Origin of the sequence: Mycobacterium sp. 852014-52144_SCH5372336, assembly GCF_001665615.1 — a bacterium.
In the GTDB taxonomy this organism is placed as follows: Bacteria; Actinomycetota; Actinomycetes; order Mycobacteriales; family Mycobacteriaceae; genus Mycobacterium; species Mycobacterium neumannii_A.
Genome location: NZ_LZSW01000049.1, coordinates 59,964 through 84,879, shown reverse-complemented (window position 1 = coordinate 84,879; position 24,916 = coordinate 59,964). Strand labels below are relative to the sequence as shown.

Annotated in this window: 22 protein-coding genes; 11 read left to right on the top strand and 11 right to left on the bottom strand. The window is 63.9% G+C overall.

Annotated features, from left to right (window positions below):
• The first annotated feature begins 6 nt into the window (after positions 1-6).
• The 5 genes from A5759_RS15095 (at position 7) to A5759_RS15075 (ending at position 5,759) form a co-directional block, all read left to right on the top strand.
• Positions 7-804 carry a glucose-1-phosphate cytidylyltransferase gene (locus A5759_RS15095; protein WP_068199069.1) on the top strand — a complete coding sequence of 266 codons (798 nt, stop codon included), beginning with the start codon at positions 7-9 and terminating at the stop codon, positions 802-804.
• A complete protein-coding gene (locus A5759_RS15090) occupies positions 801-1,469 on the top strand; it encodes a PIG-L deacetylase family protein (RefSeq protein ID WP_068199235.1) in 669 nt (222 codons plus the stop codon). Before A5759_RS15095 ends, A5759_RS15090 begins: the two co-directional genes overlap by 4 nt.
• A 78-nt stretch (positions 1,470-1,547) precedes the next feature.
• A complete protein-coding gene (locus A5759_RS15085) occupies positions 1,548-3,077 on the top strand; it encodes a sugar transferase (RefSeq protein ID WP_369816207.1) in 1,530 nt (509 codons plus the stop codon).
• Between the two features lie 34 nt (positions 3,078-3,111).
• Entirely contained in the window at positions 3,112-4,395 is a 1,284-nt protein-coding gene (locus A5759_RS15080; RefSeq protein WP_068199066.1) for a class I SAM-dependent methyltransferase, read from the top strand.
• On the top strand, positions 4,392-5,759 hold the full coding sequence (locus tag A5759_RS15075; RefSeq protein ID WP_068199064.1) for an NAD(P)/FAD-dependent oxidoreductase: 1,368 nt from the start codon (positions 4,392-4,394) through the stop codon (positions 5,757-5,759). The genes A5759_RS15080 and A5759_RS15075 overlap by 4 nt, the downstream gene beginning before the upstream one ends.
• A 15-nt stretch (positions 5,760-5,774) precedes the next feature.
• Here the strand turns inward: A5759_RS15075 and A5759_RS15070 are convergent, their stop codons facing one another.
• Entirely contained in the window at positions 5,775-6,740 is a 966-nt protein-coding gene (locus A5759_RS15070) for a TIGR03621 family F420-dependent LLM class oxidoreductase (protein WP_082962135.1), read from the bottom strand.
• Positions 6,737-7,870 (bottom strand): class I SAM-dependent methyltransferase, encoded by a 1,134-nt coding sequence (locus A5759_RS26580; RefSeq protein ID WP_082962134.1) that lies wholly within the window; start codon positions 7,868-7,870, stop codon positions 6,737-6,739. The genes A5759_RS15070 and A5759_RS26580 overlap by 4 nt, the downstream gene beginning before the upstream one ends.
• A 33-nt stretch (positions 7,871-7,903) precedes the next feature.
• Here A5759_RS26580 and rfbG point away from each other — a divergent pair, with 33 nt between their 5' ends.
• The 6 genes from rfbG (at position 7,904) to A5759_RS15030 (ending at position 14,280) form a co-directional block, all read left to right on the top strand.
• Positions 7,904-9,022 (top strand): CDP-glucose 4,6-dehydratase, encoded by a 1,119-nt coding sequence (gene rfbG / locus A5759_RS15055; protein ID WP_082962133.1) that lies wholly within the window; start codon positions 7,904-7,906, stop codon positions 9,020-9,022.
• A 412-nt stretch (positions 9,023-9,434) separates the two neighbouring features.
• Complete coding sequence (locus A5759_RS15050; RefSeq protein WP_068199057.1) at positions 9,435-10,628, top strand: glycosyltransferase; 1,194 nt, start codon at positions 9,435-9,437, stop codon at positions 10,626-10,628.
• A 7-nt stretch (positions 10,629-10,635) separates the two neighbouring features.
• Complete coding sequence (locus tag A5759_RS15045; protein WP_068199049.1) at positions 10,636-11,607, top strand: GDP-L-fucose synthase; 972 nt, start codon at positions 10,636-10,638, stop codon at positions 11,605-11,607.
• 23 nt (positions 11,608-11,630) lie between these two features.
• A complete protein-coding gene (locus A5759_RS15040; RefSeq protein ID WP_068199047.1) occupies positions 11,631-12,209 on the top strand; it encodes a DapH/DapD/GlmU-related protein in 579 nt (192 codons plus the stop codon).
• The gene (locus A5759_RS15035; RefSeq protein WP_156616936.1) at positions 12,206-13,006 is read left to right on the top strand and encodes a hypothetical protein; all 801 of its coding nucleotides are present in this window, start codon (positions 12,206-12,208) and stop codon (positions 13,004-13,006) included. The genes A5759_RS15040 and A5759_RS15035 overlap by 4 nt, the downstream gene beginning before the upstream one ends.
• On the top strand, positions 13,006-14,280 hold the full coding sequence (locus tag A5759_RS15030; protein WP_068199044.1) for a hypothetical protein: 1,275 nt from the start codon (positions 13,006-13,008) through the stop codon (positions 14,278-14,280). The genes A5759_RS15035 and A5759_RS15030 overlap by 1 nt, the downstream gene beginning before the upstream one ends.
• On the opposite strand, the gene A5759_RS15025 is transcribed toward A5759_RS15030, so the two are convergent.
• The 9 genes from A5759_RS15025 to A5759_RS14985 form a co-directional block, all read right to left on the bottom strand.
• Positions 14,273-14,998 carry a hypothetical protein gene (locus A5759_RS15025; protein WP_068199043.1) on the bottom strand — a complete coding sequence of 242 codons (726 nt, stop codon included), beginning with the start codon at positions 14,996-14,998 and terminating at the stop codon, positions 14,273-14,275. The two genes, A5759_RS15030 and A5759_RS15025, sit on opposite strands and share 8 nt — an antisense overlap.
• A gap of 110 nt (positions 14,999-15,108) precedes the next feature.
• Positions 15,109-15,603: a hypothetical protein gene (locus A5759_RS15020; RefSeq protein WP_156616935.1), complete on the bottom strand. Its 495-nt coding sequence runs from the start codon at positions 15,601-15,603 to the stop codon at positions 15,109-15,111.
• A gap of 236 nt (positions 15,604-15,839) precedes the next feature.
• The gene (locus A5759_RS15015) at positions 15,840-17,066 is read right to left on the bottom strand and encodes a hypothetical protein (RefSeq protein WP_156616934.1); all 1,227 of its coding nucleotides are present in this window, start codon (positions 17,064-17,066) and stop codon (positions 15,840-15,842) included.
• 29 nt (positions 17,067-17,095) lie between these two features.
• Entirely contained in the window at positions 17,096-18,316 is a 1,221-nt protein-coding gene (locus A5759_RS15010; RefSeq protein ID WP_068199037.1) for a lipase family protein, read from the bottom strand.
• A gap of 47 nt (positions 18,317-18,363) precedes the next feature.
• Positions 18,364-19,821: a glycoside hydrolase family 71 protein gene (locus A5759_RS15005; RefSeq protein WP_156616933.1), complete on the bottom strand. Its 1,458-nt coding sequence runs from the start codon at positions 19,819-19,821 to the stop codon at positions 18,364-18,366.
• A 94-nt stretch (positions 19,822-19,915) separates the two neighbouring features.
• Entirely contained in the window at positions 19,916-21,211 is a 1,296-nt protein-coding gene (locus A5759_RS15000) for a polysaccharide biosynthesis tyrosine autokinase (protein ID WP_068199031.1), read from the bottom strand.
• On the bottom strand, positions 21,208-22,554 hold the full coding sequence (locus A5759_RS14995) for a Wzz/FepE/Etk N-terminal domain-containing protein (RefSeq protein ID WP_068199030.1): 1,347 nt from the start codon (positions 22,552-22,554) through the stop codon (positions 21,208-21,210). Before A5759_RS14995 ends, A5759_RS15000 begins: the two co-directional genes overlap by 4 nt.
• The gene (locus tag A5759_RS14990; RefSeq protein ID WP_068199028.1) at positions 22,551-23,288 is read right to left on the bottom strand and encodes an SGNH/GDSL hydrolase family protein; all 738 of its coding nucleotides are present in this window, start codon (positions 23,286-23,288) and stop codon (positions 22,551-22,553) included. The genes A5759_RS14995 and A5759_RS14990 overlap by 4 nt, the downstream gene beginning before the upstream one ends.
• Complete coding sequence (locus tag A5759_RS14985; RefSeq protein ID WP_068199026.1) at positions 23,285-24,721, bottom strand: hypothetical protein; 1,437 nt, start codon at positions 24,719-24,721, stop codon at positions 23,285-23,287. The genes A5759_RS14990 and A5759_RS14985 overlap by 4 nt, the downstream gene beginning before the upstream one ends.
• Positions 24,722-24,916: the final 195 nt, after the last annotated feature.

The following is a 24,916-nucleotide window of genomic DNA, read 5'->3' as shown; positions in this document are numbered from 1 at the left end:
ATTGCCATGAAGGTTGTGTTGTTCTGCGGCGGCTACGGCATGCGGATGCGGTCAGCCGAGGGAGACATCATCCCGAAACCCCTCCAAATGGTCGGCCCGCGCCCGCTTCTGTGGCACGTCATGCGGTACTACGCCCACTACGGCCACAAGGAGTTCATCCTGTGCCTGGGCTACGGCGCCGAGAAGATCAAGGAGTTCTTCCTCCGGTACAGCGAGACCCAATCCAACGACTTCGTCCTGCACGACGGACAGGTCGAACTCCTCGGGTCCGACATCTCCGACTGGACGATCACGTTCGTCGACACCGGACTGGAATCCCCGATCGGAGAACGACTTCGCAGGGTGCGTAAATACCTCGGCGACGATCCGTACTTCCTGGCCAACTATTCGGATGTGCTGACGGATGCACCATTGGACCGCATGGTCGACAAAGCCCTCAGCGTCGAGGCGACCGCCACGATGCTGATCGTGCCGCCCAATGCCTCGTTCCATTGCGTCGACGTCGCTTCCACGGGCGAGATCAAAGAGGTCATGCCGATCACCGACTTCCCCGTCGGCGTCAACGGTGGCTACTTCGTTCTCAATCAGGAAGTGATAGACCTTATTCCGGAAAACGGCGATCTCGTCGGTGACGCCTGCTTCTCCCTCGCGGGCACTGGCAAGCTCATCGGTTACCAACACGACGGGTTCTGGAAGCCGGCCGACACCTTCAAAGAACGAGCAGAGCTGGACGCCGACTACAACCTCGGCATCCGCCCCTGGGCGGTATGGGAATCCGCCGAACCGGCCGGGGTGACACCATGATCGGGCTCTCGACGGGGGCGATCGACAGTGTGGCCCTCATCGGGGCGCACTGCGACGACATCGCCATCGGTGCGGGCGCGACACTGATGCAACTCGTGCGGGACAACCCCGATGTCGTCGTGAATGCGTTGGTACTCACCGGTGGCGGCACCGAACGAGAAGTGGAGGAGAAGGAAGCGTTCGCCACGCTCTGCGGCAAGACCGAGGTGCGGTTGACCGTGGCAGATCTTCCCGACGGACGCCTGCCGCACCACTGGGATGCGGTCAAGCAACGTCTCGGCGACTTCCGGCGCAGCTGTGAGCCGCAGTTGGTGATCGGCCCCCAGCGAAGGGACCGTCACCAGGACCACCGGCTTCTCGGCGAGTTGCTGCCGACGGAGTTTCGCGACCACCTGATCCTGGGTTACGAAGTCCTCAAATGGGAATCGGACCTCCCCGATCCGGCGGTGTACGTACCCGTTGATGCCGACACGGCTGTCCGCAAAGCGGCAGCGATCGCAGAGTGCTACCGGTCGCAACTCGACAAGCACTGGTGCGACGACGAGCTCTTTCTCGGATTGATGCGAATTCGGGGGGTCCAATGCCACAGCCGATTCGCCGAAGCCTTCGTCGCCGAGAAGACGGTGATCGGTCTGGGAACCGCTCAGATGACAACGGAATCCTGAGATGTCGGGGGACCCATGCAAGCAACCACCACCGAGCGAACGAGCACGAACCTGGATGGCCGAAACGGTGAGGGCATCGTGACGCTGACGGCGGACCGACCACATGAACCACCCACCGCGGCGCCGGTGAAGACCGTAACCAGCAGGGCGAGTTTCGGGCTCCTGCCCAGCAGGGTGTTCGAACGGACGATATGGCAGCGGCGGTACATCGGCCGGTTGCGGGTGACGGACACCCTGGTGGTCTGTGTCTCGGTGTTGTTGGCCCAGTACGTGCGATTCGGCACTCTCATGGAGCCGTCAGAGGACTTCTCCTACTACGTACCGGCGTTCTCCGTGCTGTTCGTCATCGTCTGGCTGTCGGCGCTGGCCGCATTCCACTCCCGGTCGCCGCGGTGGATCGGCACGGGCACCGAGGAGTACCGGCGGGTGATCGCGGCCTCGTTCTCGACCTTCGGTGTCATCGCAATGGCGACCTTGCTGCTCAATGTCGACATCGCCCGTGGGTACCTCGCGGTCGCTCTGCCGGTCGGCACCCTGGGACTGGTGTTGAGCCGGCAACTGTGGCGGGGTCATCTTGCGAAACTCCGTGCCCGGGGCCGATATCAAACGGCTGTGTTGGTGTTCGGCGAGCGCGACGCGGCAGAACATCTCGCCGCCGAGTTGAGCCGCGACCCGGTCAACGGATTCGAGGTCGTCGGCGTCGGGATACCCGGATACGGCCCTTCGCGCGGTGAACACGTCACGATCAGTGGTCGTCTCGTTCCCGTGGTTGGTGGCGAGAACTATATGACGGAGGCGATACACACCTGCGACGCCGACACCGTGGCAATCGCCGGAACGGAGCATTTCGGTGTGCGGGGAATCCGAAGGCTGATATGGGATCTCGAGCCCATGGGTGTCGACCTCGTAGTGTCGACGGGTGCCATGGACGTCGCGCTGTCTCGGCTGGTGATGCGCCCGATCGCCGGACTGCCGCTTCTGCACATCGAGAAACCGCAGTACCTGGGCGCCAAGCGGTTTCAGAAGCGCGCGTTCGACACCTGGTTCGCATTGGTTGCGCTCACCGTGATGGCGCCGGTCCTCCTTGTCACCGCGCTGGCGATCAAACTCACCAGCAAGGGCCCGGTGTTCTATGCCGCAGAGCGCATCGGCATAGATGGCCGGCCGTTCCTGATGTTGAAGTTCCGGACGATGGTCCAGGACGCCGATAAACGACTGCCGGATCTGTTGAGCCAGAACGAACTCGACGGCCCGCTCTTCAAGATTCGAAACGATCCTCGAATCACGCCGATAGGGCGGATCCTACGACGGTACAGCATCGACGAACTGCCGCAGTTCATCAATGTGCTGCGTCAGGAGATGAGCGTCGTGGGTCCTCGGCCGCCGTTGAGGCGGGAGGTAGGAGCATACGACTGCGACGGATTGCGAAGACTCCTCGTCAAACCGGGCGTCACCGGCCTGTGGCAAGTCAGCGGTAGGGCCGATCTGTCATGGAACGAAGCCGTTCGGCTCGATCTGTCGTACGTCGACAACTGGTCGATGGTCGAGGACGTTTTGATCATCGCCAAAACATTGAGGGCCGTGTTCGGGCGTCGAGGCGCCTACTAGGCCGATGCCGAAGCAAATGACGAATTGAGGGCATGTGCGTTGTCGACTCTGTGACTCAGACCGTCTTCTGAGCGTGCTGGATCTGGGTGCCACACCACCGTGCGAGAGCTTCCTCGCATTCGACGAGCTCGATTCCGCCGAGCTCACCTTTCCCCTGCACCTGCGGCTGTGTGAGAACTGTCTTCTCTTACAGCTGCCTGCGCTGATCACGCCCGAGGACACGTTCACCGAATATGCCTATTTCTCATCGTATTCCGATACCTGGGTGCGGCACGCGAAGAGCTTCGTGGACGGCGCTGTCCGCTCATTGGACCTTGACTCGAATTCGTTCGTCGTCGAGGTGGCCAGCAATGACGGATATCTCCTGCAGCACGCCGTGGCGGCGGGCATCCGGTGCCTGGGCATCGAACCTTCGGTCAACGTCGGGGAAGCCGCCCGGGCGCGCGGCGTACCCACCGAAACCGCATTTCTGGATCCCCAGTACGCAGCCCGCGTCCGCGCTGAGCACGGTCCAGCCGACCTCGTCGTGGCCAACAACGTCTACGCGCACATACCGGATCTCCTCGGGTTCACTCGAGCGCTGCGGGTTCTGCTCGCCGACGACGGTTTCCTCAGCATCGAGGTACACCACGCGCTGAACCTCGTCCAGCTCGGCCAGTTCGACACGATCTACCACGAGCATTTCCAGTACTACACGGTGCTGTCCGCGATGCGCGCGCTGGCCACGGCGGATCTGAGAGTCGTCGACGTCGAGATGCTTCCCACGCACGGTGGATCCATCCGGGTGTGGGCAAGGCCCGCCGAGTGCGGCGGGCCGATCAGCAGCCGCGTCGCCGATGTGCTCGCGATCGAGGAAGCTGCCGGGTTGCACGACGTGGACGGCTATCTCGAATTGCGACCGAGAACGGAGGCGGTTCGCCACGAATTGCTGCGGTTCCTGTTGGAGTGCCGCGCAGAAGGCAGGCGAGTCGTCGGCTACGGCGCTCCGGGGAAAGGCAATACGCTCTTGAACTACTGCGGCATCCGAAGTGACCTGCTCGAGTACACCGTTGACCGTAATCCGTACAAGCACGGCCGGTTCACCCCCGGCACGCGGATCCCGATCCACAGCCCGGACCGGATCGAGGAAGACCGGCCCGATGTGGTGCTTGCGCTCCCGTGGAATCTCGAGCCGGAACTGACGGAGCAACTCGCTTACATCGCCGACTGGGGTGGTCGGCTCGTGTTTCCGCTTCCGGTGCTGCACACCGCTGCGCTAGCACCAGAACACCTCGATGACGCGACCTCTGGGTTGGAACAAGAGATGGAGATCGCATGACCGATGCGCCAATCATTGTGATAGGCACCGGGTTCGCCGGATTCGGCGCCGGCCATTTCTTGGAGGCAGCCGGCGAAACCTATGTCGTCTACGATCGCAACGCGCACTATGGGGGCCATACCGCGAGCCACGAACTGCCAGGCGGCTTCATCTTCGACCAGGGGCCACACGTCTCTTTCGCCAAGGACGAGAGGGTGAAACGAATCCTGGCCGACGCGGTCGACGGTCGGTACGAAGATGTCCAAATCGGCCTGGACAGCTACTGGCAGGGGCGCATACTCACCCACCCGGTTCAGGTCAACCTTCACGGACTGCCGCCCGAGCTGATCGTTCAGGTGCTGCTGGACCTGGTGGCCGCATCCGCCGACCCCTCCGACGAGCCGCCCTCCGATTACGAGACGTGGTTGCGGCGGTCGTACGGCGACACATTCGCCGAGACCTTCCCGATGGTCTACGGGGACAAGTACCACACGACGCCGATGCGCAATCTGACCACTGACTGGTTGGGGCCTCGCATGTATCGGCCGTCGTTGGAGGAGGCTCTGCGTGGCGCCGTGTCGACCGCTCCAGTGCGAGACCTGCACTACGTCACCCAGTTTCGATATCCCACCGAAGGTGGCTACCAGGCATACCTGTCGTCATGGGTGGAGCGGTCCGACGTGCGACTCGAACACGAAGTCGTGCGTATCGATCCGCGAGGGCGGAGGCTTCGCTTCGCCGACGGTCACACCGCTGAGTACGCCCAGTTGATTTCATCCATCCCGTTGCCTGAACTCGTGTCGAGGATCGAGGGGGCTCCGGAACCGGTGCTCGCCGCGGCTCGCCGCCTCGCCTTCACGTCGGTGGTACTGGTCAATCTCGGTATCGACCGACCGGGGATCGGGGGTGATACGCATATTCGCTACGTCTACGACGCGGATATACCGTTTTCGCGCATCAGCTTCCCGCACCGACTCTCGCCGCGTGTGGTCCCGGATGGTGCGAGTGCAATCCAGGTCGAGTGGTACTTCTCGGACAAATACCGCCCGCTGGCCACCTCTCCCGATGTGCTCATCGAGCCGACCGTGGCCCACCTTCAGTCGATGGGAGTGCTGGAACCGGGCGACGGCGTAGTGGTCTCCGAGGCGGTGGTCGCACGCTATGCCAATGTGATCTACGATCATGAGCGTCCAGCGGCGGTCGCGACCATCGAGGAGTTCCTGAGACAGGTTGGGATCCACGCCTGTGGTCGATACGGTGAGTGGAATCACTTGTGGACCGACGAGTCGTTCCTCAGCGGTGAACACGCAGCGAGATCGGCTCTGCGTGGATTGTCCGTCGAATTGGGCGATTCCACGCTTCTGGAGTACTCCGGACAGGCTTAGCGCATTCGGCCGGCGTCATTGCCCGGCCAGGCGCGCGACGATTGGGGCGACCATGTCGACGTCCCCGCCGAGATTGAAGTAGCTGAACCCGAAGCGCTCCCGGATCTCGAGGAGTCGATCGACGCAGGCCTCGACACTGCCGATCAGAACGGCAGGCGAATCGGTCATCGCGACTTCGTCCGCCGCTAGCGACGCGGCGAACGTGGAAACCGCGCGACGGGCCGCCCGCGACGAATCAGTCACGTCTACAAGGTAAATCGAATGCTGGAGTTCCGGTCCGGAACCGGTTCGGCCGGCAGCTCGCCACGCGTCCTGGACCCATCGCACCTTCTCCGCGACCCGGTCGGCGCGCAGATCGGCAGCCGCGTCCGTGCGGGCCTCGGGGCCGTGCAAGCGCGCGTGAACGCCGACGATGTCAGCCACGCGACCCGCCAGTTCCAGGGCGATCCGTCCGCCGCCACCAAGCAGCAGCGGGGGTCGCGGCTGTTGGACCGGCCGTGGCAACCCCACCAGATCCGCTATCTGGTAATGATTTCCGTTGAAGCTCAGCGGTTCCGTCCGAAACAGACCGTCGATAACGGCTACCGCCTCCTCCAGACGCGTGAGACGAACCCGCGGTGAGTCGAACGGAAGTCCCGCCGCTTCGTAGTCGGACGGCATCCACCCCGCGCCGAGCCCGATCTCCACCCTGCCGCCGCTGAGCACATCGAGGGTGGCGAACGCTTTGTGTACAGGAACCGGATGCCGAAAGTCGTTGCCCAATACGAGCGTCAGAAGTCGGATCTCATCGGTGATTTCGGCCGCAGCGGTCAACACCGTGAGAGGGTCCATCGCCCAACCTGCGGACAGGTGGTCTGAGATCGACAGTGTCGAAAACCCCAGATCCTGGATCCGGCGAATCGAGTCGCGCCAGGTGGCCACCGAATCTCCCAACGGAGGCATCGGTGCGATGAAGCGGAACGGCCGATGGTCGTCTCTCACAGCACCTCCAGGTGCGGCAACGCCATCACGTAGCGCGTGTGCGCGCCGAGCGCGTCCTGCAGATACCGGATGATCTGGTTCGCCGACGGCCAGGGCAGGATCATGACGTAATCGGGCCGCTGTCGCTCGAGTTCTGCCACCGGGCGGATCGGGATCTGCGATCGCGGCAGGCGACGCCCCTGTTTGGCCTCGGAGCGATCCACGACGAAGGGCAGCAGCTCGGCGTCGGCATCGGCGAGATTGAGCAGGACCGTACCGCGCGACGAAGCTCCGTATCCGACAACCGTGCGACCAGAACGGCGCGCCTCATCGAGGAACTCGATGAGCTCGGCACAGGCAGTTCGCACTCGCTCGGCGAGGCCCGCATAACCGGCAGCCTCGTCGACACGCGCCGTCCGTTCGATTCGGCGGATCTCGTCGGCCTCCAATCCGTTGTCCGGAATGGATGTTCCGTCGTGATCACCAGTGGCCAGCACCCGCACCGTGCCGCCGAAGTCGTCCACACATCTGGCCGCGACGACGCGCAGGCCGTGTCGCTCGAGCACCCGGTCGAGACTGCACAGCGAGAGGTAGGACCGGTGGGTATGGGAGATGACGTCGAACTGCCCCTGGGTCAAGCCCAGAACGTGGTGGAAGTCGATGGAGACAACGCCTCCGGGGACAAGGGTTCCGGCGATTCGCTGGACCAAAGCGTCAAGGTCGTCTGTGTGAGCGAGGGCGTGGCCGGCCAGTATGAGGTCGGCGGATTTCCCACCGCCGCTTGAGGATCCGACGGTTATCGATGCGCCGGCAGCAAGCGCATCCACCGGAAGCCCACTTGACTGGTCGACATCCCACACTGCGGGTGACATTGATCGCATGGCCTGTCGGATGACGGTCGCCCACGCATCGCCGCTCGGTGTGGATGATGCGTGTCCGTGCGGGGGCAGGGGACCGTCCGGTCGCGTGCCATGCATCTGTACGAGTCCGCAAACGCCGCAGATCGCCAGGATCACTGGTGCTTCCGGGGCGGGATCCGGGTGTTCGCGGTCGAGTAGCCAGTCGGGATCCGGTTGTGGTCCCAGGTCGAGAATCGTTTCCAGTGCGCGCTCACCGCAAGAGCGGCAACCGCTCCGAGGTGCCTTTGTCATGACGGCCGCATTCTTCTGGCTACTATTGCAATCGTGACCGAGCCGGACGAGTGGGTGAACGACCTTGCTCGCGCGTTTTCAGGACGTTCCGTGCTACTCACGGGACATACCGGCTTCAAAGGTTCGTGGCTGGCGATATGGCTGCACCGCCTCGGCGCGCACGTCACGGGCTACGCGCTCGATCCGCCCACCGTGCCCAGCAATTACGACTTTTCGGCTGTGAGCGAGTTGTTGGTGACCGACCGGCGCGCCGACATCCGCGACCGTGAGGCGTTCACGCGGGTGGTGCGCGACACCCGGCCCGACATCGTGTTGCATCTGGCCGCGCAGACGGTGGTGCTCGACAGTTACCGGGAACCGGTCGACACGTTCGACGTGAATGTCGTCGGTACCGCTGTCGTACTCGATGTGCTGCGCACCGTCGATCGGCCGTGCGCCGTGGTCGTCGTGACCAGCGACAAGTGCTACGCCAACGACGAAAGCGGTCGACGTTTCGCCGAGGACGATCCGCTCGGGGGCGCGGACCCCTACAGCGCCAGCAAGGCAGGCACCGAACTCGTGGCCGCCTCGTACCGAAGATCGTTCTTCCCGCCGGCCGCATTGGACCGGCACGGAGTTGCGGTGGCAACGGCCCGGGCGGGCAACGTAATCGGTGGGGGGGACTGGACGCCGCACGGTATGGTCGCCGACATCATCCGGTCGGTCGGGCGCGGGGAACCTGTCAAACTCCGTCGGCCCGAAGCGATTCGGCCGTGGCAGCATGTCCTTGAACCGCTTTCGGGTTACCTCACCCTCGCCGCCCGGCTGAGCGGTCCACACCCGGAGCGGTATTGCGACGCCTGGAATTTCGGCCCCCTGCCCGAGGACGATGCGACGGTCGGCGAAGTGACCGACAAGATCCTGCGTGAATGGGACGCCGGCGACTGGTCTCACGGCGGCAGCCCCGACGACCTGCCGGAGGCGGCGACCCTGCGGCTTTCGATCGACCGCGCGGTATCGGAACTCGGCTGGCGGCCACGGTGGCGCCTCGACGAAGCGGTGCGTCGAACTGTCGCGTGGCAACGACGTTTTGACGTGGACCCGCGTTCGGCGCGCGCTGCATGCCTGGGCGACATCGACGCCTACATGGGCGGCGACCTCTCCGCGCACTGAAACCACGACACCGGTCGAGGACTCTTCGACGCGGGTCAGGCCGGCGGCAACTGGGGACCGAAACTGACACTGCTGGCAATTTCCATGGTAGGTGCTGGCACACGTAGACGCGTGACCTGGCCGCGGTGTGTGCTTTCTGCTTGCGATGCTGGCGGAATTCGCCGGCTCGCCAGCGCTGGTCATGAGATCGCGCGTGTGAAATGCGACTTTGTTTTGCCGTCGGGTCGCCAATCCGGCTCTCGTCATGTCAGAATATTAGCTGCCGTCGCCGTGAAGGTCGACCGCTGGGCGCCGAGTAGCAACCATGGTGCGTGTTAGCTGAATCAGAGGTAGCAAACGAAATGAACTACAAAGCAGCGGTTGTGTCCGCCGTCGGCGGCAGGTCCGCCGGCCCAGCGATCCGGGTGCGGCGATGAGGAAGTACCGCTTCAGCTCGAAGGCTGCCGATCCGCGGGTTCTCTGCATCTCCAACCGCGACATCGCCCCTGTCATCTCACGGTGCATCCGGTATGAATTCGAAGATTTGACCGCAGCGTTGGATGCCGTCGATCTCATCGCTCCGGCCGATACGCCGGCCCCCACCGAAGGGGTCACCGCGATGCAGAAGGGTCTCCGCACGCTATGGCGGCTCTGGGCCAAGGCGGAGCGACGGTTGGCGCTGAAACTCGAAGCGGCGCTGCCGTCGACGGGCCGGCGGCCACTGCCCGCCGGCCTAGCGCCCGAGTATGAGCTGCTCTTCGTCAGCGCCGAATCGGCTCTGGATCTCTACAATCTCGGCCCATGCGAGATGTGGCATTCGAAAGCGCACGTCTCGATCTGCCACATACAAGAGCTGTACGCCCGCGACGTCGAAACGTTGGGCAGCCTACTTCCCGTCCTCAAGCGGTTCGACTACATCCTCGTCGGCTACCGCGACACCGTGGAACCCCTCGCCGAGGCCACCGGCCGTCCGTGTCACTACCTGGTGCCCTCCACCGACGCGCTCAAATTCTGCCCTTATCCGGGAGATCCCGACCGTGTCATCGACTTTTACGCCCTCGGCCGGCGCCCGCCTCCCGAAACACACAAGGCGCTGCTTCGGATGGCGGAGGACAAGGGCAGGTACTACGTCTACGACACGGTGACGAACTGCCCCGTCTCGAGCCACGCCGAGCACCGAAGTCGTCTGGCGGACAACATCAAGCGCTCGAAGTTCTTCCTGGTGAATGCGGCGGCCTACACAGAACTCCAACGCACCGGCGGTCAGCAGGAGTTGGGTTACCGGTTCTTCGAAGGCGCGGCCGGTGGCGCCGTGCTCATCGGTGACGCACCTCGCAACGACTCGTTCCGCGAACATTTCGGATGGGAGGACGCCGTCATCCAATTACCACCGGAGCGCGAGATCGAGGATGTCATCACCGAGTTGGAATCCGATCCGCATCGACTCGAACGTGCCAGCGATATGAACGTGATCAACTCGTTACGGCGACATGACCACGTGTACCGGTGGGCCGAAATCCTCGCCATCGCAGGGATGAGCGAGACCCGCCAGATGGAATGCCGCAGGCGAGAGTTGGAAGAACTCGCGACATCGGTAGAACTGCGTATGGCGGCGCCGGTCGAATGAGACGGCAGTGAAGCAGGCGCAGTACACGCCCGGGCGACTGGATCGTTCGACGCCGGTGTTCGTCGCCGGCCATCGCGGCATGGTCGGTTCGGCGGTTCGACGCAAGTTGGTCAACGAGGGGTTCACGGCTCTGCTGCTGCGGACACGGGACGAACTCGATCTCACGGACCGTGGTGCGACCTTCCGTTTCTTCGAGCAGTTCAGACCCCAAGTGGTGATCATGGCTGCCGCCAGGGTCGGCGGGATACTCGCCAACAGTGAGCGTCCGGTCGACTTTCTCTCGGAGAACCTGCAGATCCAGGTAAACGTGATGGACGCGGCGCTCGAGTACGGGGTGGAAAGGCTGCTGTTCCTTGGTTCGTCGTGTATCTATCCCAAGTATGCCGCACAACCCATCCGCGAAGACGCGCTGTTGACGGGTCCCCTCGAGCAGACCAACGACGCATATGCGATCGCGAAGATCGCAGGGATCAAGCACGTGCAAGCGGTGCGGCGACAGTACGGCCTGCCGTGGATCTCGGCCATGCCCACCAACCTGTATGGACCCGAGGACAATTTCTCACCCACGACATCACATGTGCTGCCCGCCCTGATACGCCGGTATGAGGAAGCGCGCGCGAACGACGCGGCGTCCGTCACGAATTGGGGAACCGGCACGCCCAGGCGCGAATTTCTGCACGTCGACGACATGGCGTCTGCCTGCGTCCACCTGCTGGAGACCTACGACGGTCCACAGCAGGTCAATGTGGGGACCGGCGAGGATCTCACCATCGCCGCGCTGGCGCAGATGGTGGCGCAAGCCGTCGGGTACTCGGGTGAGACTCGTTGGGATGCGACGAAACCCGACGGCACACCCCGAAAGCTGCTCGACGTGAGCATATTGCGGAGCAGCGGTTGGGTTCCGTCCATTCCTCTCGCCGAAGGCATCAAAGACACGGTTGACTGGTTCCGCTGCGGTGACCGGTCGATGAGAGTTTGAGCGCTAGCACCACTGGAGGCCCGATGACTATTCACCCTGCCGTACAGGTCGATTCGCAGCCGGTGACTCGATTCGATCTGGCCGGCTTCACCGGCGCAGGTTATGACAAGGGGCGGCCGCTGGTGATACAGGCGCTGTGGTTGATGGTGTCCCGCTTGATCGTGATGAAGTGGTGGTGCCCCGGTTCGGTTCGAGTCTCGGTTCTGCGCCTGTTCGGCGCGCAGATTGGCAAGGGAACACTGATCCGCGCCGACGTGAAGATCCACTGGCCGTGGAAACTCACCGTCGGTGATGCTACGTGGATCGGCGAGGATGCCTGGATCCTGAACCTGGAGCCGGTCACCATCGGATCCAACACCTGCATCTCACAGGCCGCCTTCATCTGCACCGGCAGCCACGATCGCACAAGCCCGACCTTCGAGTTCGACAACGCCCCGATCACCATCGGGGACTCCGTTTGGGTCGCCGCGCGCGCCACCGTCCTGCGCGGCGTCCAGATTGCCGATGGTGCGACAGTGGGGGCAGGCGCGCTGGTGACACGCGACGTGGCGCCAAATGAGACGGTCCTCGCGGCGAGGGCATCAGCCACCGATCAAACATGAATTCATCTGCGGCTACCCGAGTTTCACCCAAGCCGCCGCGCCGGGAGAACGGTTCGAGCATCGCCGCGATTATGCTCGCGGTGGCGCTGACCGCTGTGTTGACGGGCGCACTGTGGTGGGGCTTGCGACAGGATGGTTCCGCCGCCCCGTCGGGCAGCCACGTCTACTTCGACTTCACCCGGGCGTCCGACGGGCCGCCACCCGCGCGCTTTGACACCGGCCAGCGCGCCAATTACTCGACATCGCCGACCGATCCCGGATCCGACTTCAGCGTCAACACAGGACTTCTCACCTACCATCCCACCATCGACCAGGTCTCCGCGGCGTACCTCAGCACGCCGGATATGGGCTCGCCCGTGGCGTCGCTCGGCGCGAGTTGGGTCTTCTCACCGGGCAGGGGCACCTACGGTGCCGTCGCTCTGCTCGTGTCTCGAGGCACGCGGAATGCGATGCCCCCGATCGTTCCGCCGGTTGCGCTACATTTCGTAGCCACGGCCGTGAACTGGACGCTCGCGGTGGCGAAGGATGAGGAAACGTCACTGGAAACCCTCGCTGCGGGACGGTTCGAGAAGCCGCTGCGTGAAGACGGCGTCACCTCGTACACGGTATCGATCGGTATCGATCGGGACCGGGCCGCGATCGAGTTGCCCGACGGCGACCGTCAAGTCGTCATCGACCCCCGTATTTGGCAGTGGCGGGGGAACTTCGCAACTTTCGAGGTGTACTCGAATCACGGACTTACCGACTCGATCGGGGGCTTCAACGGCGTCTGGGCCCGGTCGACGGGAAACAGCTGATGTCCGCGTTGTCTGTGCACCGCTTGCGTGCTGTGTCGGGGGCGCTGGATCAGGTTTTCTTCAGTATCGGTAACGGCGTCATCGTTTTCGCCCTAGCCGTCGTCTCGTCGCCACAGCAGTTCGGTCACATAGCGATTCTGATGACGATGCTGGTCGCGGTCATGGGCTGCCTGCGCGGTGTCCTCGGCACCCCGTTACTGCTCAAGGCGGACCAAGGTCGCGAAAGAATCACTCGCGAAGGGTCGTATGCACTGACCTCGGTGCTGGTCATCGGGCCGGTCGTTGCGGTGACGATCGTCATTCTCGGTGCCGACATCGGCGGCGCCGTATTCCTCGGCGCCGCTGCGCCGTTCGTGCTTGCACACGATGTGCTGAGATATGTCGCGATTGCCGACGCGCGACCACATGTAGCCGCGATATGGGATGGCATCTGGTGCATTGGGACGGTCACGCTGCTGGTCATGGCTTGGCGGCATGAGTTCATGACCGCATCGGTTCTACTCGGTGCATGGGGCTTGTTGGCCCTTGTCGCCTTGTTCGGATTGTCGATGAACCTTCGGGTATCGCCCCGGCTGGAGGGATCGGCAGCGTGGCTGAAGGCGGGCCTGATGCACCGTGTCCGGTACGGCGCCGACTCCGGACTCGAACAGGTCACCGTCTTCGCCGTCTTGACCCTCGTCGCGGTACTCGTCTCGCCGACGGCCACCGCCGCGTTACGCGGGGCTACCGCTCTGCTGGCACCGATCGGGTTGTTCGGCAACGCAATCCAGGTCGTCGTGATACCCGAGAGCACACGACGAGCGTCGCAGCCGGCCGCGGTGTGGCGCGTGATGTCGAGGATCGCCATCGCCTCGGCGTTGGCCATCGCCATATTCGGTGGGCTCGTCCGAAGCGTTGTGCCTGCCCACATCGGCGTCCTACTTCTCGGCGACTCGTGGAACATCTCCCGACAGATCTTGCCGGTAACGGTGGTGGAGTATGTCGCGACATGTGTCGCCGTTTCCTTGGCCGTTTTCCTGCGCACCTTCAACCGCAGCGCTGACGCGTTGAAGTTGAGAATCGCGATGACCGTCGCTGCGATCGGCGGGGCCGCCGTGTCGGCCGTCGTTTTCCGCGACGCGATCGGGGTTGCCATCGGGCTGGCTGTCGCGGCGATGTTGGTGGCGGGCGTAGCGCTTGCGTGGTTCGGCCCGTGGCGTCCACACGCACGCGCGGGTTCGGTGGACATCACCGAACCGGCGCGGCTCACCGACGCGACGAACCCATCTAGTTGAGGCGGAACACCTCGTCGTCGAACGGCGTGACCGGCGTGAGGTAGGACTCCCGATGCCACCATGCCGCATCCTCGACCGGGCGGATGGGCTTGGCCGGAACTCCGCCGTACAGCCTGTCGGTCGGCGGCTCGATACCCGGCTTGCTCTTGACCACAATCGATCCCGCCGCTAGCACGGATCGATCGGGCAGGTGCGAATCCTTGAGCATGATGACTGCGGTGCCGGTCATCGCACGTTCACCGATGACGACTCGTCCGACGGTGGTCTTGTTCTGAGCGAGGTCGATCTCATGGCTCTGAAAGATGCTCTTGATTCCGCCTATTCCGGAATAGGCCTGCAGGATGATTTGCCCGGAGCAGTCCAGATAGTGGCGGTTCGTGATGGCGGCTTGTTCCTCCATCAACAGCATTCCGACCCGATCGCTGAAATTCTGGTAGTCGCGGGCCGCGGTGATCTGGTTCCACGACCCGATGAAGCACTTCTTTCCCACCTTCACCGTCGCGAGCTGCCGGAACACGTTGAAGGGGGCGATCCGTGCCCCGTCATCGACGGAGAATCGGCCGCAACTCAGAACCAGCGTCGGTCCGATCGTCACATCGGCGCCGACGCGGTTTCCGAGCCACCTCAGTGCCGAGTTCTTGAAGCTGCTCGCGGGTAGCAACCAGAACAGCAGCGACAGAACGGTGTTCGGGCGTTTCGGGGTTTTTGTATCGCTCACTGTCTCACCCGCCTCGGTGAGGCGGAGTCGAGCCCATCAGATGGGTTGTCACTTCGCTCCCTTTCTCTCGATGGGTCTGCGGACCACCCGCTGACCTCTCTTGTGAACACTCACAATCCGGTGGCCGTGAAGCTCGCCAGACCGAATTCACCGTTCGCCGCGCCCCGTTCGTCTTTGAAGAATCCGATTCCCGGGTTACCGGTCGGGTAGACGGAGTCGACGGCTCGCGTCAACAACCGGTCATTGAGATAAAGCGTGATGACATTCCCGGCGGCGGTGGCCCGAATCGTGTCACCGTTCTGGGGGGCGATGACATCGCCGACCTCGGCGAGGGTCGTGAAGTCGCCGTAAGGACCGTTCCACCGCACGATCTTGGCGTATTGGCCACCGTGATGGATGAAGCACTCGTATCCGCGGGCATTGTCCGCGTCATCGCTCCAGCGCAGGAGTATCTCCACCTCCTGAAACCCGGTGGGGGAACCCTTTTGGATCACGCCGCAGGCCTGTTGATCCGGGGGGAACCCGGAAAGGTAGGCGTAAGAGTCGTCGTATCCGCCGCGCCCGGTCTGGGTACCGTGCGCACTGCCGTTTTCCGTCTGAACCATCGTCCACGGCCTGCCGCGATGCGTCCATGCGCCGTTCTCCGAGATCGGGAGCTCATCGGAACCAAAGGCGGTGCTATACGAAGGTCCTCGGCCGATCTGACCGCCGCACGGCGGCTCGGCGATCCGGGGCTCATCACCGCTGGCGCTGGAACAGCCGATCGCTGCGACGAGGAGCAGGACACCGCCGACTCCGACAATCGACGACAATCGTTTTATGACAGTCGAATTCAGGGCCATCATCCGACCTCGACCGTCGCGCGGTCCCGTTTGCGGTAGCGCCGGTAGATGACCGCTGCGGGGAGCACGAAGGCCAGCGGATTGCCGATGGCGGCGCACGCGAAGCCGCCGATCAAGCTGCCGTCGACGCCACCGACGACGTAGCCCACGACGTACCCGCCGCTTGCCAGCGCGACCAGCAGGGCACGCCCCACCGTGGCTGTCACGGGGTGCCCGAGCAGGCGCAGGACCATCGCATCGACGCCGGCGTATCCCGAGGTGATGGCCAACCCCCCGACGAGGAGGGTGCCGACGATCAGGGAGTGGTTGTCGGCCCCACGGAGACTGAAACCGGTGACCGTCAGCGCCAGAAGGGCGCTCGGTACTACGACGAGAGATAGCAGGCTGAGGTTCCTCGATGCCCTTCGCCCGTGCCGAATCAGATCACGCGGATCGGCGTGTGTCTCGCGGGTGGCGCCGTCCGCCAGCAGGTTCGTCCAAGTCGCGGCCATGAACAGGTTGAGTGGACCCAACAGTGTCTGCGCGAGGCGTACGCCTCCGATGTACAGCGAATCGCCCAAGCCACCCAGCAGGATCAGCGGAATGGACGCGACGAGTTGGCCGATCAGGAAGTCGGCGAGTACCGAGGAGGCCTGCCGCCAGAACCGTGTCGGTGACAGGTGCGCCGCAACGGCTGGAAGGCGGGCGGCGAGGTAGATGATGTTGCTCAGGTAGGTGATGCTGACGAACAAGAAGAAGACTTCCGGCGCGGTGGTCCACCACAGCACCACCGGTCCCGAAAGCGTCGCCGTCAAACGTAAAGCGTCGCTTCGCGCGACGTTCCAACGCTCATCGAGCGCTGTGCCCCGCATGCGTAGCCATTCGGAGAGGACGGGAAGGGCGTTTGCGGCCGATAGGGCCAGGAGCCAGCCTGGTTGACGGACACCCATGATGACGGCGGCGACAGCGAAACAGACCATGGCGGCGAGCGATCCGCTCAGCGCGACGCCGATGTGGACGTGGGCGTGACGGTTGGTGCGGGTTTCGATCAGCGCAGGCAGGAACAGGAGCGCGCGCACGGCCCCCGCCACGATGAACGTGACCAGGATGTACAACGAGAAGGTGGTGAAGTGCTCGGGTTCCATCGCCGCTGCAGCCATCACCATCGCCAGCGCACCTGCGGCGCTGGCGAACAGCTGGCCGAGCAGCAGTGGCTGTGCAGATATGCGGGTAACGAGACCGTTCACACCAGTCACCTCAGCAACCGCCTCTTCGTTCACCGAACGCACGTGTCGACCGGAGCGTCTCCCGCCAGACGCTCGCTCAACCACTGGGCAAGCCGCGGGCCACCGTCGAGATCCGTCTGGCCCTCCCGCGGTCGGTTGATGAACTCGACGACATCCCCGAGTCCACAGGCCTTCTCGACTGCGGTAGCCACCCACTGGGACCGCACGATCTCATCCCGTTCACCGGTGATCACCAGCATGGGCCCGGTGGCGGGCCGCTGTGGTAACGCGTATGCGGTCAATGCTGCGCGCAATGCCTCCGTAGCCTCGGCGCTGGCTGGCACGCTGTCGTCGATCGTCAACCGCGACATCAGCTTCGGTATCTCGGCCACAAGTGGGCCCGAGCACGCCAGCAACGGATCCCTGTCCCGCTCGAGAACGCCGTGCAGATAGTCGTCCGGATTGAGAGCAGGATTCGTTGCCTGCAAGCCGTATACATACGTCGGAAGCAGCGATTGCTGAGCCTTTGTCAGCCACTTCGACTTCGCGAGGGTCGCCAATGCGGAGAGGTCGACCGCGGGGCGCATGGACGCTGAACCGAGAAGCTCGAGACCGTCCCCGTACTCCTGAGCCATCTCATTGGCCGCCCAGGCGGCTTGGCCACCCTGTTCGACGCCGACCGCGAACCACTTGTCCGAGGTCGTGGGGACGACGTTGCGGGCCGCTCGCACCGAATCGACCATGTTGAAGGCCGCGGTTCTCGGCTCGAGATACGGGTGCCTGCCTGGCATCCCGAGCCCTTCGTAATCGGTCAGCGCGACAACGAATCCCAATTTGATCAGCGATGCCACCACCAGGTCGTATCCCAGCAGGTTCTGGTATCTCGACGGTCCACATTCGTTGCCGATCCCGGTCGTGCCATGGCCGTAGGCGACGATGGGCCAACCGCCGTCGGGTGGCGGACCGGCCGGGACGAACACCGCGCCGGAGACATCGCGCATCGTTCCGTCGACTCCGGATGCCGACCGGTAGACGATCTGGCGCTGGGTGGCTCGCGCCTCGCTCAGCGGCGCCGACGGCGCGTCCACCGGTTCATCGACGATGACGGCCCCGCGCCCGTCGCGAACTTCCTGGGACAACGGCGGCAGCGGCAACGCGGGGCCGGCCGCGGGTCGCTGCGCGGCCGATTCCTGCGAGCAGCCCGTCAGTATCGAAATCAGGACAGCCGAGCACACCGCGGCAGTCGCGGGCAGGGCTCGTGTCATTCGCATCGGGAACTCCCAGTTGCTGAATCAGTTTCTACGAGCATGGATTCGGATCATCTCCCGTCGGCGTGGCTGCCGGCCACCGCATAGGACAGGTCCTGTACGACTGGACCGGAAACGATGGGGTATGGCGACACCAGGCCGGTGATCAAGCGGTTGCCCCGCGTCACGTCGACGCTCACGGTCAGTCCCTGGGGTGGTGGCTGACCGATCGGCGCAACACACGTCGCCACCCCGCTTGGCGCCGCGCAGGTGGTCTTCGTCGGACCGACGGCCACCGTCACGGTAGCCGGAGCGGTCAGGAAGGTCAGCGCTTCGACCGCGTCGCGCGCTGGTGTGCTCCCCGGTCGCAAGTGGGCGAGTTGTGTTTGCGGGCTCGTCGGTGTCGCATCGATCAACTGGGTGCGGTGCGTCAGGAACACGCGATCCTGCGAGATCGCCGGTGCCGAACCGCCCTTGAAGAAGTCGATGTAGTACTCACAGATGTCGAGGAGAGCCCAACCGTGTCTGACCGAGGGAGCGATTCCGCTGTTCTCGGAATAGTCGTTCCACGTGACTATCTGGACCCAGTCTGCAGGTCCGTCGATGGCGATTTGCCACGTATGTCGCAGATTGGTCGTGTTCTCCGCCTCATCGAAGAGCTGCTGCGACGGTCGATAGTCCTGTACCGAAACCGGTTGCATCCACAGTTGACCCAATTCATGAAGCCTCCGAACGGGGTCCAGTGAGAAGCCGTGTACGGGGTTGAACGCGGGATTTCGGCCGCCCCACGTCGACATCCCGTAGGTGATGGGGCTGAAGGCGTTGATTGTCTGGGCGTTGATATCCAGGAACACCGGCACCAGGGCAACGTCTTGTCCGTGGCGGGATTGCATGACGGCGAGGAACTCCCGCCACCAGGACACGGGTCGGTTCTCGGCCTTGTACGGCGAGATGACCAGGCGGCCGTCCGCGAGACGAAGCGCGGCCGGACTGGCTGCCAGCAGCGCGATCTCATCGGCGAGCTGCTGTGGGGTCAGCGTTCCGAGCTGACCGTCCATGTCGGGCATCAACATGACCTTGAAAGCAGGATCGACCGCTTCGGCGGCCCGCAGGAGCAGCGCCGGCACCGGCGCGATCCACTCGTGGCTGTCGTGTGCGGTCAGGATGTCGACGCTGAAACCGTCGATTCCGACCCTTGACGCCTGCCTGACCTCCTCGACGAGATCGGCCTCACGCCAATCGAGTTCGGCCCTGGGCTGCCTCGGCAGCGGCCGATCACGCAACATCCCTCCGTAAGACGCGTAGGCACCGCCCATGCCCGCCGGACTCAGATAACCGGTCGAATAGAAGTCTTCGGCCGGAAACTTGTTGTCGATGGAGATGGGATACGGCGGAAAATAGTGCGCGAAAACCAGTTTCGGCTTATTGGCCGGGCCGGTGACCATTGGTTCGACTGGTCCTGCACTGTAACCGGCCGGCTCGATCAGCAGCGCGGCTGCCGCGTTGAATACCAGGACGAGTGCCGCCACCACGGTAAGACCCCGGAGCCACGAGGGCCGGCGCTCACCCGAGCGGTCGCGCCGCACTGGGGCGACAAGTCGCGATGGACGACTGTGCACGCGGCTATCTCACGTCGGTGAGTACGGCGCCGAGCACGTTTGCACCAAGGCGACGGAGCGTCTGGGCCGCAGCCGACAACTCGTCGCGCTTCGTCTTACCCTGCACGGCGGTCAGAATCACGCCGTCACAGGCCAACGCGATCACGGTGGCGTCATTGGCGGTCTCGAGATCCGGTGAATCGCAGAAGACAAAATCGTGGCTGTTGCCCAGCTCGGCGATCAGCTTCGCCAACCCGTCGGAGGCAAGCACATCACCGGGTGATCGGTGCGTCGAATCGGCGGGCACGAGGTCGATTCCGGTCGTGGGGACGCGGACGAGGACATCATCGAGCATCGTGTTGGCGTCGATCACCGCGGTGAGGCCCAGATCGCAGGAAACACCGAGGTAGCGCGTCAGTCGTGGACTTCTCAGATCAGCGTCGATCAACGCCACGTACCGGTTGATTCCGTCGAGGGCCACCGCGAGGTTGGCGGCTGTCGCCGTGGTCGACATGCTCGATGAGGGCGTCACGAACGCGATCGTCTTCGGCGGTGCGTCCACGCCCACGTAGAGGAGGTTGGTCCGCAGTTCACGGATCGACTCCGCATATGCCGTCTTGGCGTCCGCGTCGGGATCGAGTTTGCGCTTCGACCGCGCCCTATCCTTGGGCAGCGTTCCGAGGATCGGTGTGCCGGTGGCGTTTTCGACCTGCTCTTCTGTGCGGACCCGTCGGTCGAAGATGCGCCTCAGCCAGTTGATGAAAAGGCCGAGAAATAGCCCGACGGCGAGGCCGACGACGGCGTTCAACGCGGTCTTGGGGGCTGTCGGTGACGCCGGCGCCTCGGCCTCCTGGATCACATCGACCGCGGCGACGGGTTCGCTAGATCCCGCCGGGGTCTCCAACCGGGCCACGTACTTCGGGAAGTTCTGCCCGTAGCTGTTTGCGATGTCGGCGGCACGCTGCGCGGAGCCGTCGGTGACGGACAGTTGGAGGAGGACCGTCTTCGGAACCTGAGAAGCGGTGACTTTCGTGGCCAACTCGTCGGGCGTGATGGGCAGCGCGAGGTCGTCGATGACCTTCAGTCCCAGATCCCGGTTTCCCGCCAGTTGGGAATACGTCGCCGACCGCTGCTGCGAGAACAGGTCCCCGTTGTAGGCACCCGACGAGTCGGCGCTCGCCGGCGACCCGAGGAAGAACGTCGTGGTGGCAGTGTAGGACTTCGGCGTGGCCGCGCTCAGGGCAAGGCCTGCGGCGATGCCCAGGACCGCGCACAAAGCAACGGGCCACCAACGCCTTGCGAACTCGTAGCCGTGCATCATTCAAACCCCTTGCCTACTGCCAGTAATCGGTTGTCTTGATCGAGGTGGGCGCGGGATTCGGAGATCAGGATAGTGCCCATGATCCGCGTGTCTCGGGCTCGCAGAAGGTCGACGGCCGCCGACAGGTCCCGAACCTCGGTCACCTTCTCCGTTGCAACCAGGACGACCGAATCCGCCACCTCGGCCAGCAACGCCGGTTCTGCTCGCCGGAGAAGGTCCGGCGCATCGAAGATCACCGCATCGAACGACCCGCGCAGCTCGAAGACGATGCGGCGAAACCTGTCCGATCGCAGAAGATGTGTGAGATCGCGCGGGCCGGGCCCGGCGAGATAGAACAGGTTCGCGATGATCGTCGGCCGCAGCGCGGCCTCCAGGAGTCGTTCTCCCGTGACGACCTCCGCGAGACTACCCGCGTGATGCGCGTCATCCGCCACATAGTGCCGGTAGTCGGCGGCCCCCGTCTCGATCGGAATGAGCGCGGTGCGCAAGCCTCCGAGCGCAAGCGCCGCCGCGAGCGACCCTGCCACCGCGGATGCGCTTTCGGCCGTCGTCGTGTTGGTCACCACGATGACGCGATCGTCGGCGTCCTCCATTTCGAGCGCGAGGTTGCGGTGGAGGCTGCGCCATCTCTTGTCGGAATCCTCCGCCGCGGGGTATTCGTCGCCCGCCACACCCAATACGGGCCGACCGGTGGCTTGTTCGACCATAGCCGCTCCGACCACCGTGGATCTTCTGCGCAGGAATACCGCTACCGTCACCCCTGCCAGGAATCCGGCCGCGGCGCCCAGGATGAGGAAGATGCGAACATCGGGTTCGCTCGGTGCCGAGGGCGTGGCGGCACGTTGGGTGACGACCGGCTCGACGGTCGGGATGATCACGGATGAAGGCATTTCGAGCCGGCGAATGTCACTGGCCAGTTCCGCCGTCACTGCATCCGCGAGGACCCTCGCCTCATCCGGGCGCTCCGATTTGACCGTGATGTCGATGAGGACCGTGTCCGGGCGAGCCACCGCGGATATCGCGTCGGCCAGGTCTTCGGGCCGCCAGTCCAGCCCGAGTTTTCCGATCACGCGGCCGGCCAGGTCCGGGTGCGACGCGAGCTGAACGTAACTGCGGGCGCGCTGCTGCGTGAAGGTGTCGGCCTGGAACGGGCTTGTCTCAGAGGTGGCCAGGCTGCCGGTAGCACTGTATCCCGGGGTGGCCAGGAAGATCTGGGCGGTCGCGGCGTATCTGGGAGTGATCGACAACACGAGAACCATCGCGAGCGAGATGCCGATCAGGGTGCTCACGGTCACCCATACCCAGCTGTCGCGGAGGAAGCTCAGATAGTCGCGCAGTGTCATGAGATTGCCGCTCCGCTCTGTCCGATCCGCCGGTCTTGCAACGACTTTGCGAGCTTCTTGGCTATGAATTCCTGGCCGGTTTGGTTCGGGTGTAGGCCGTCGATCTGCAACATGGTCGATTCGTCGACGCCGTCGTACCAGCCCTCGGCCGCAGGATCGATCAGAAGGCCTCCGTGCCCTTCGACGATGGGGCGAAGCAGTTCTATGCGCACTCCATAGTCGGGGTCCGGGCCGGGCGACAAATAGTAGGGCGCTATCGCGATCAGCCTTGTGGCAGGCCAGATCCGACTGATTTGCTGGAAGTATCGCGCAGTGGCCGAGGCGAGCACCGGCGCGGGCGTCTGGTTGTCGTTGCGGCCCGCGTCGACGATGACGTAATCCGGATCGAACAGCTTCTGATCCGTGGGGAGGCGGTCGATCAACGGGAACGTGTTGGGGGAGTAGTCACGACCGTCGTTGACGAAGCCGGTGCCCGGTTGCGCGTCGACGCCGCAGTTCAGTCCGATCGAGTAACAGGTGATCTGCGGATAGGCGTTACGCCCGACTCCGCCGTATCCGGCGGGGAAATCGTCCCCGACGAAAAGCGCCGATTGGCGCTTCGGCGTCTCCAGTGCCACGGCGCCATAGAGGGGCTCGGGCGTCTGAGTCTCCGACTTGTGGCCGGCGCGGTACAGAAGGACACCGAGAAGCAAACCGCAGATGGTAGCCAGGGCGATCGTCGAGCGCAGCCTCATGTCGAGGCCCTCCTTTGCCACCGGCTCACGAAAACGGCACAGCCCACGATTGCGAAGAGGTACGACATCGCTTGCAGCAGTGAACCTCTCAGAAGGATCATGAGGTAGAAGGGCAGGATGCATGCCAGGATGCCCGGTGCCCGCGCACGCATGAGGTTGTGTTCGATCTGTCTGTCACGCGACTTGACCAGTGCACCCAGACCGAACATGCCGACCACCACGAGCAACCAGCCACCGTTGATATAGAGTTCTGCCCAGATGGGGGAGGACAGGTTCTCGAACTTGTATCCGCGGTTCTGCGCGATGAGTATCCCGGTGTCTTGCGGTTTGTCCGGCCAGAACCGTCTGGGGACCCAGAACAAGACCACGCCCGCGGCCTGCCTGCCGTCGGTGATCCCCTTTCGCTCGACGTAGAGCATGGAGTTGTTGATCTGGGCGATCGCGTCGAAATCCGGTGAGCTGAGGGACTCCAGCGTTGACGTCGTCTTGAACTGGGCGCCTTTGGAGTAGCGGAATGCGTCGGCCAACGGGAAGACCACGATGAGGGCGATCACCCACGCGACCGCGGTGATACGGAACAGTCGTGGTGTGGCGAAGAGTCCGAAGAGTGCAGCGACGGCCAGCGCGGCGCTTCCGAACACGTAACGCGCGTTCGCGATTGGGTTGACTGTGATGGCCAGCGTCAGCCCGACGAATGCGGTCAAGGCGATCAGTGGCCATTCGCGGTTGTTGGTCTGGCGGATGTATTGCACCAGGGCGATGAAGGCCACGAGTGTGCTCATAGCGGTGGCCGCCGATATCAATCCGGCGACAAAACTCTCCGGCCAGGCGGACTGGATGGCGTGCGCGAGGTCTTCGCGGCTCGAGAACAGGTTCCCTACACCGACTTTCGATATGAAGTACAGATCCAGCAGCACCGCGAACGCGGCGAGCAGGACGACCCGGGGAAGGTTGACTCCGTCGGGGATGTACGGAATCGGCAGGAAACCGCGGCGCGACACCGGGAGCGAGAGTCCGATGAGGAAGGCGACGAGGCCGACGATGGTGAGCACCATCGCATCCATTTGCAGCGTCGTATCGATCTGTGGCGCGGTATAGGGGGTACGGCCCGTGCGCAGCTGAACGAGTGGCGCGATTCCGAGGAATACGTAAGTGAACGACCAGAAGGACATTTCGAACAACCGCCGCCGTCCGTCGGCGACGATCCACGCGTATCTGGCGCCCGCGATCGCGATGACCGCGAGCGACAGGAGCCACTCACCGCTGCCGGGGCGTGGGGTGAAGTGAACCAAGGTCGCCGGCAGCACGACCACCATGGCGACACCCACCCACGTGCCCAGTGTCCAGGCGGCGATTGTTCCCGGCCCGGCTACGGAAGCATCGCGTCTGCCGCGAGCCAACGGCTCGGCGTCCAGCGATTCCTTCGCCCGCATTGCGGCCCACCTCACGTGTTTGCCACCCGCCTCTGGAGTGGTAACCAGCGGTGAGTGTAGCAATGATCAGAGCGTGTTCGCGCGTGTTGCTGATCCGGAGGAATCATCCTCTGCGTAAATGCCCAATGTGCGTTACCGTGAGCGGCCGAATAGCCTGATCGACTTGGCGAAGTGGCGTCGAACGCAGACGTAGAG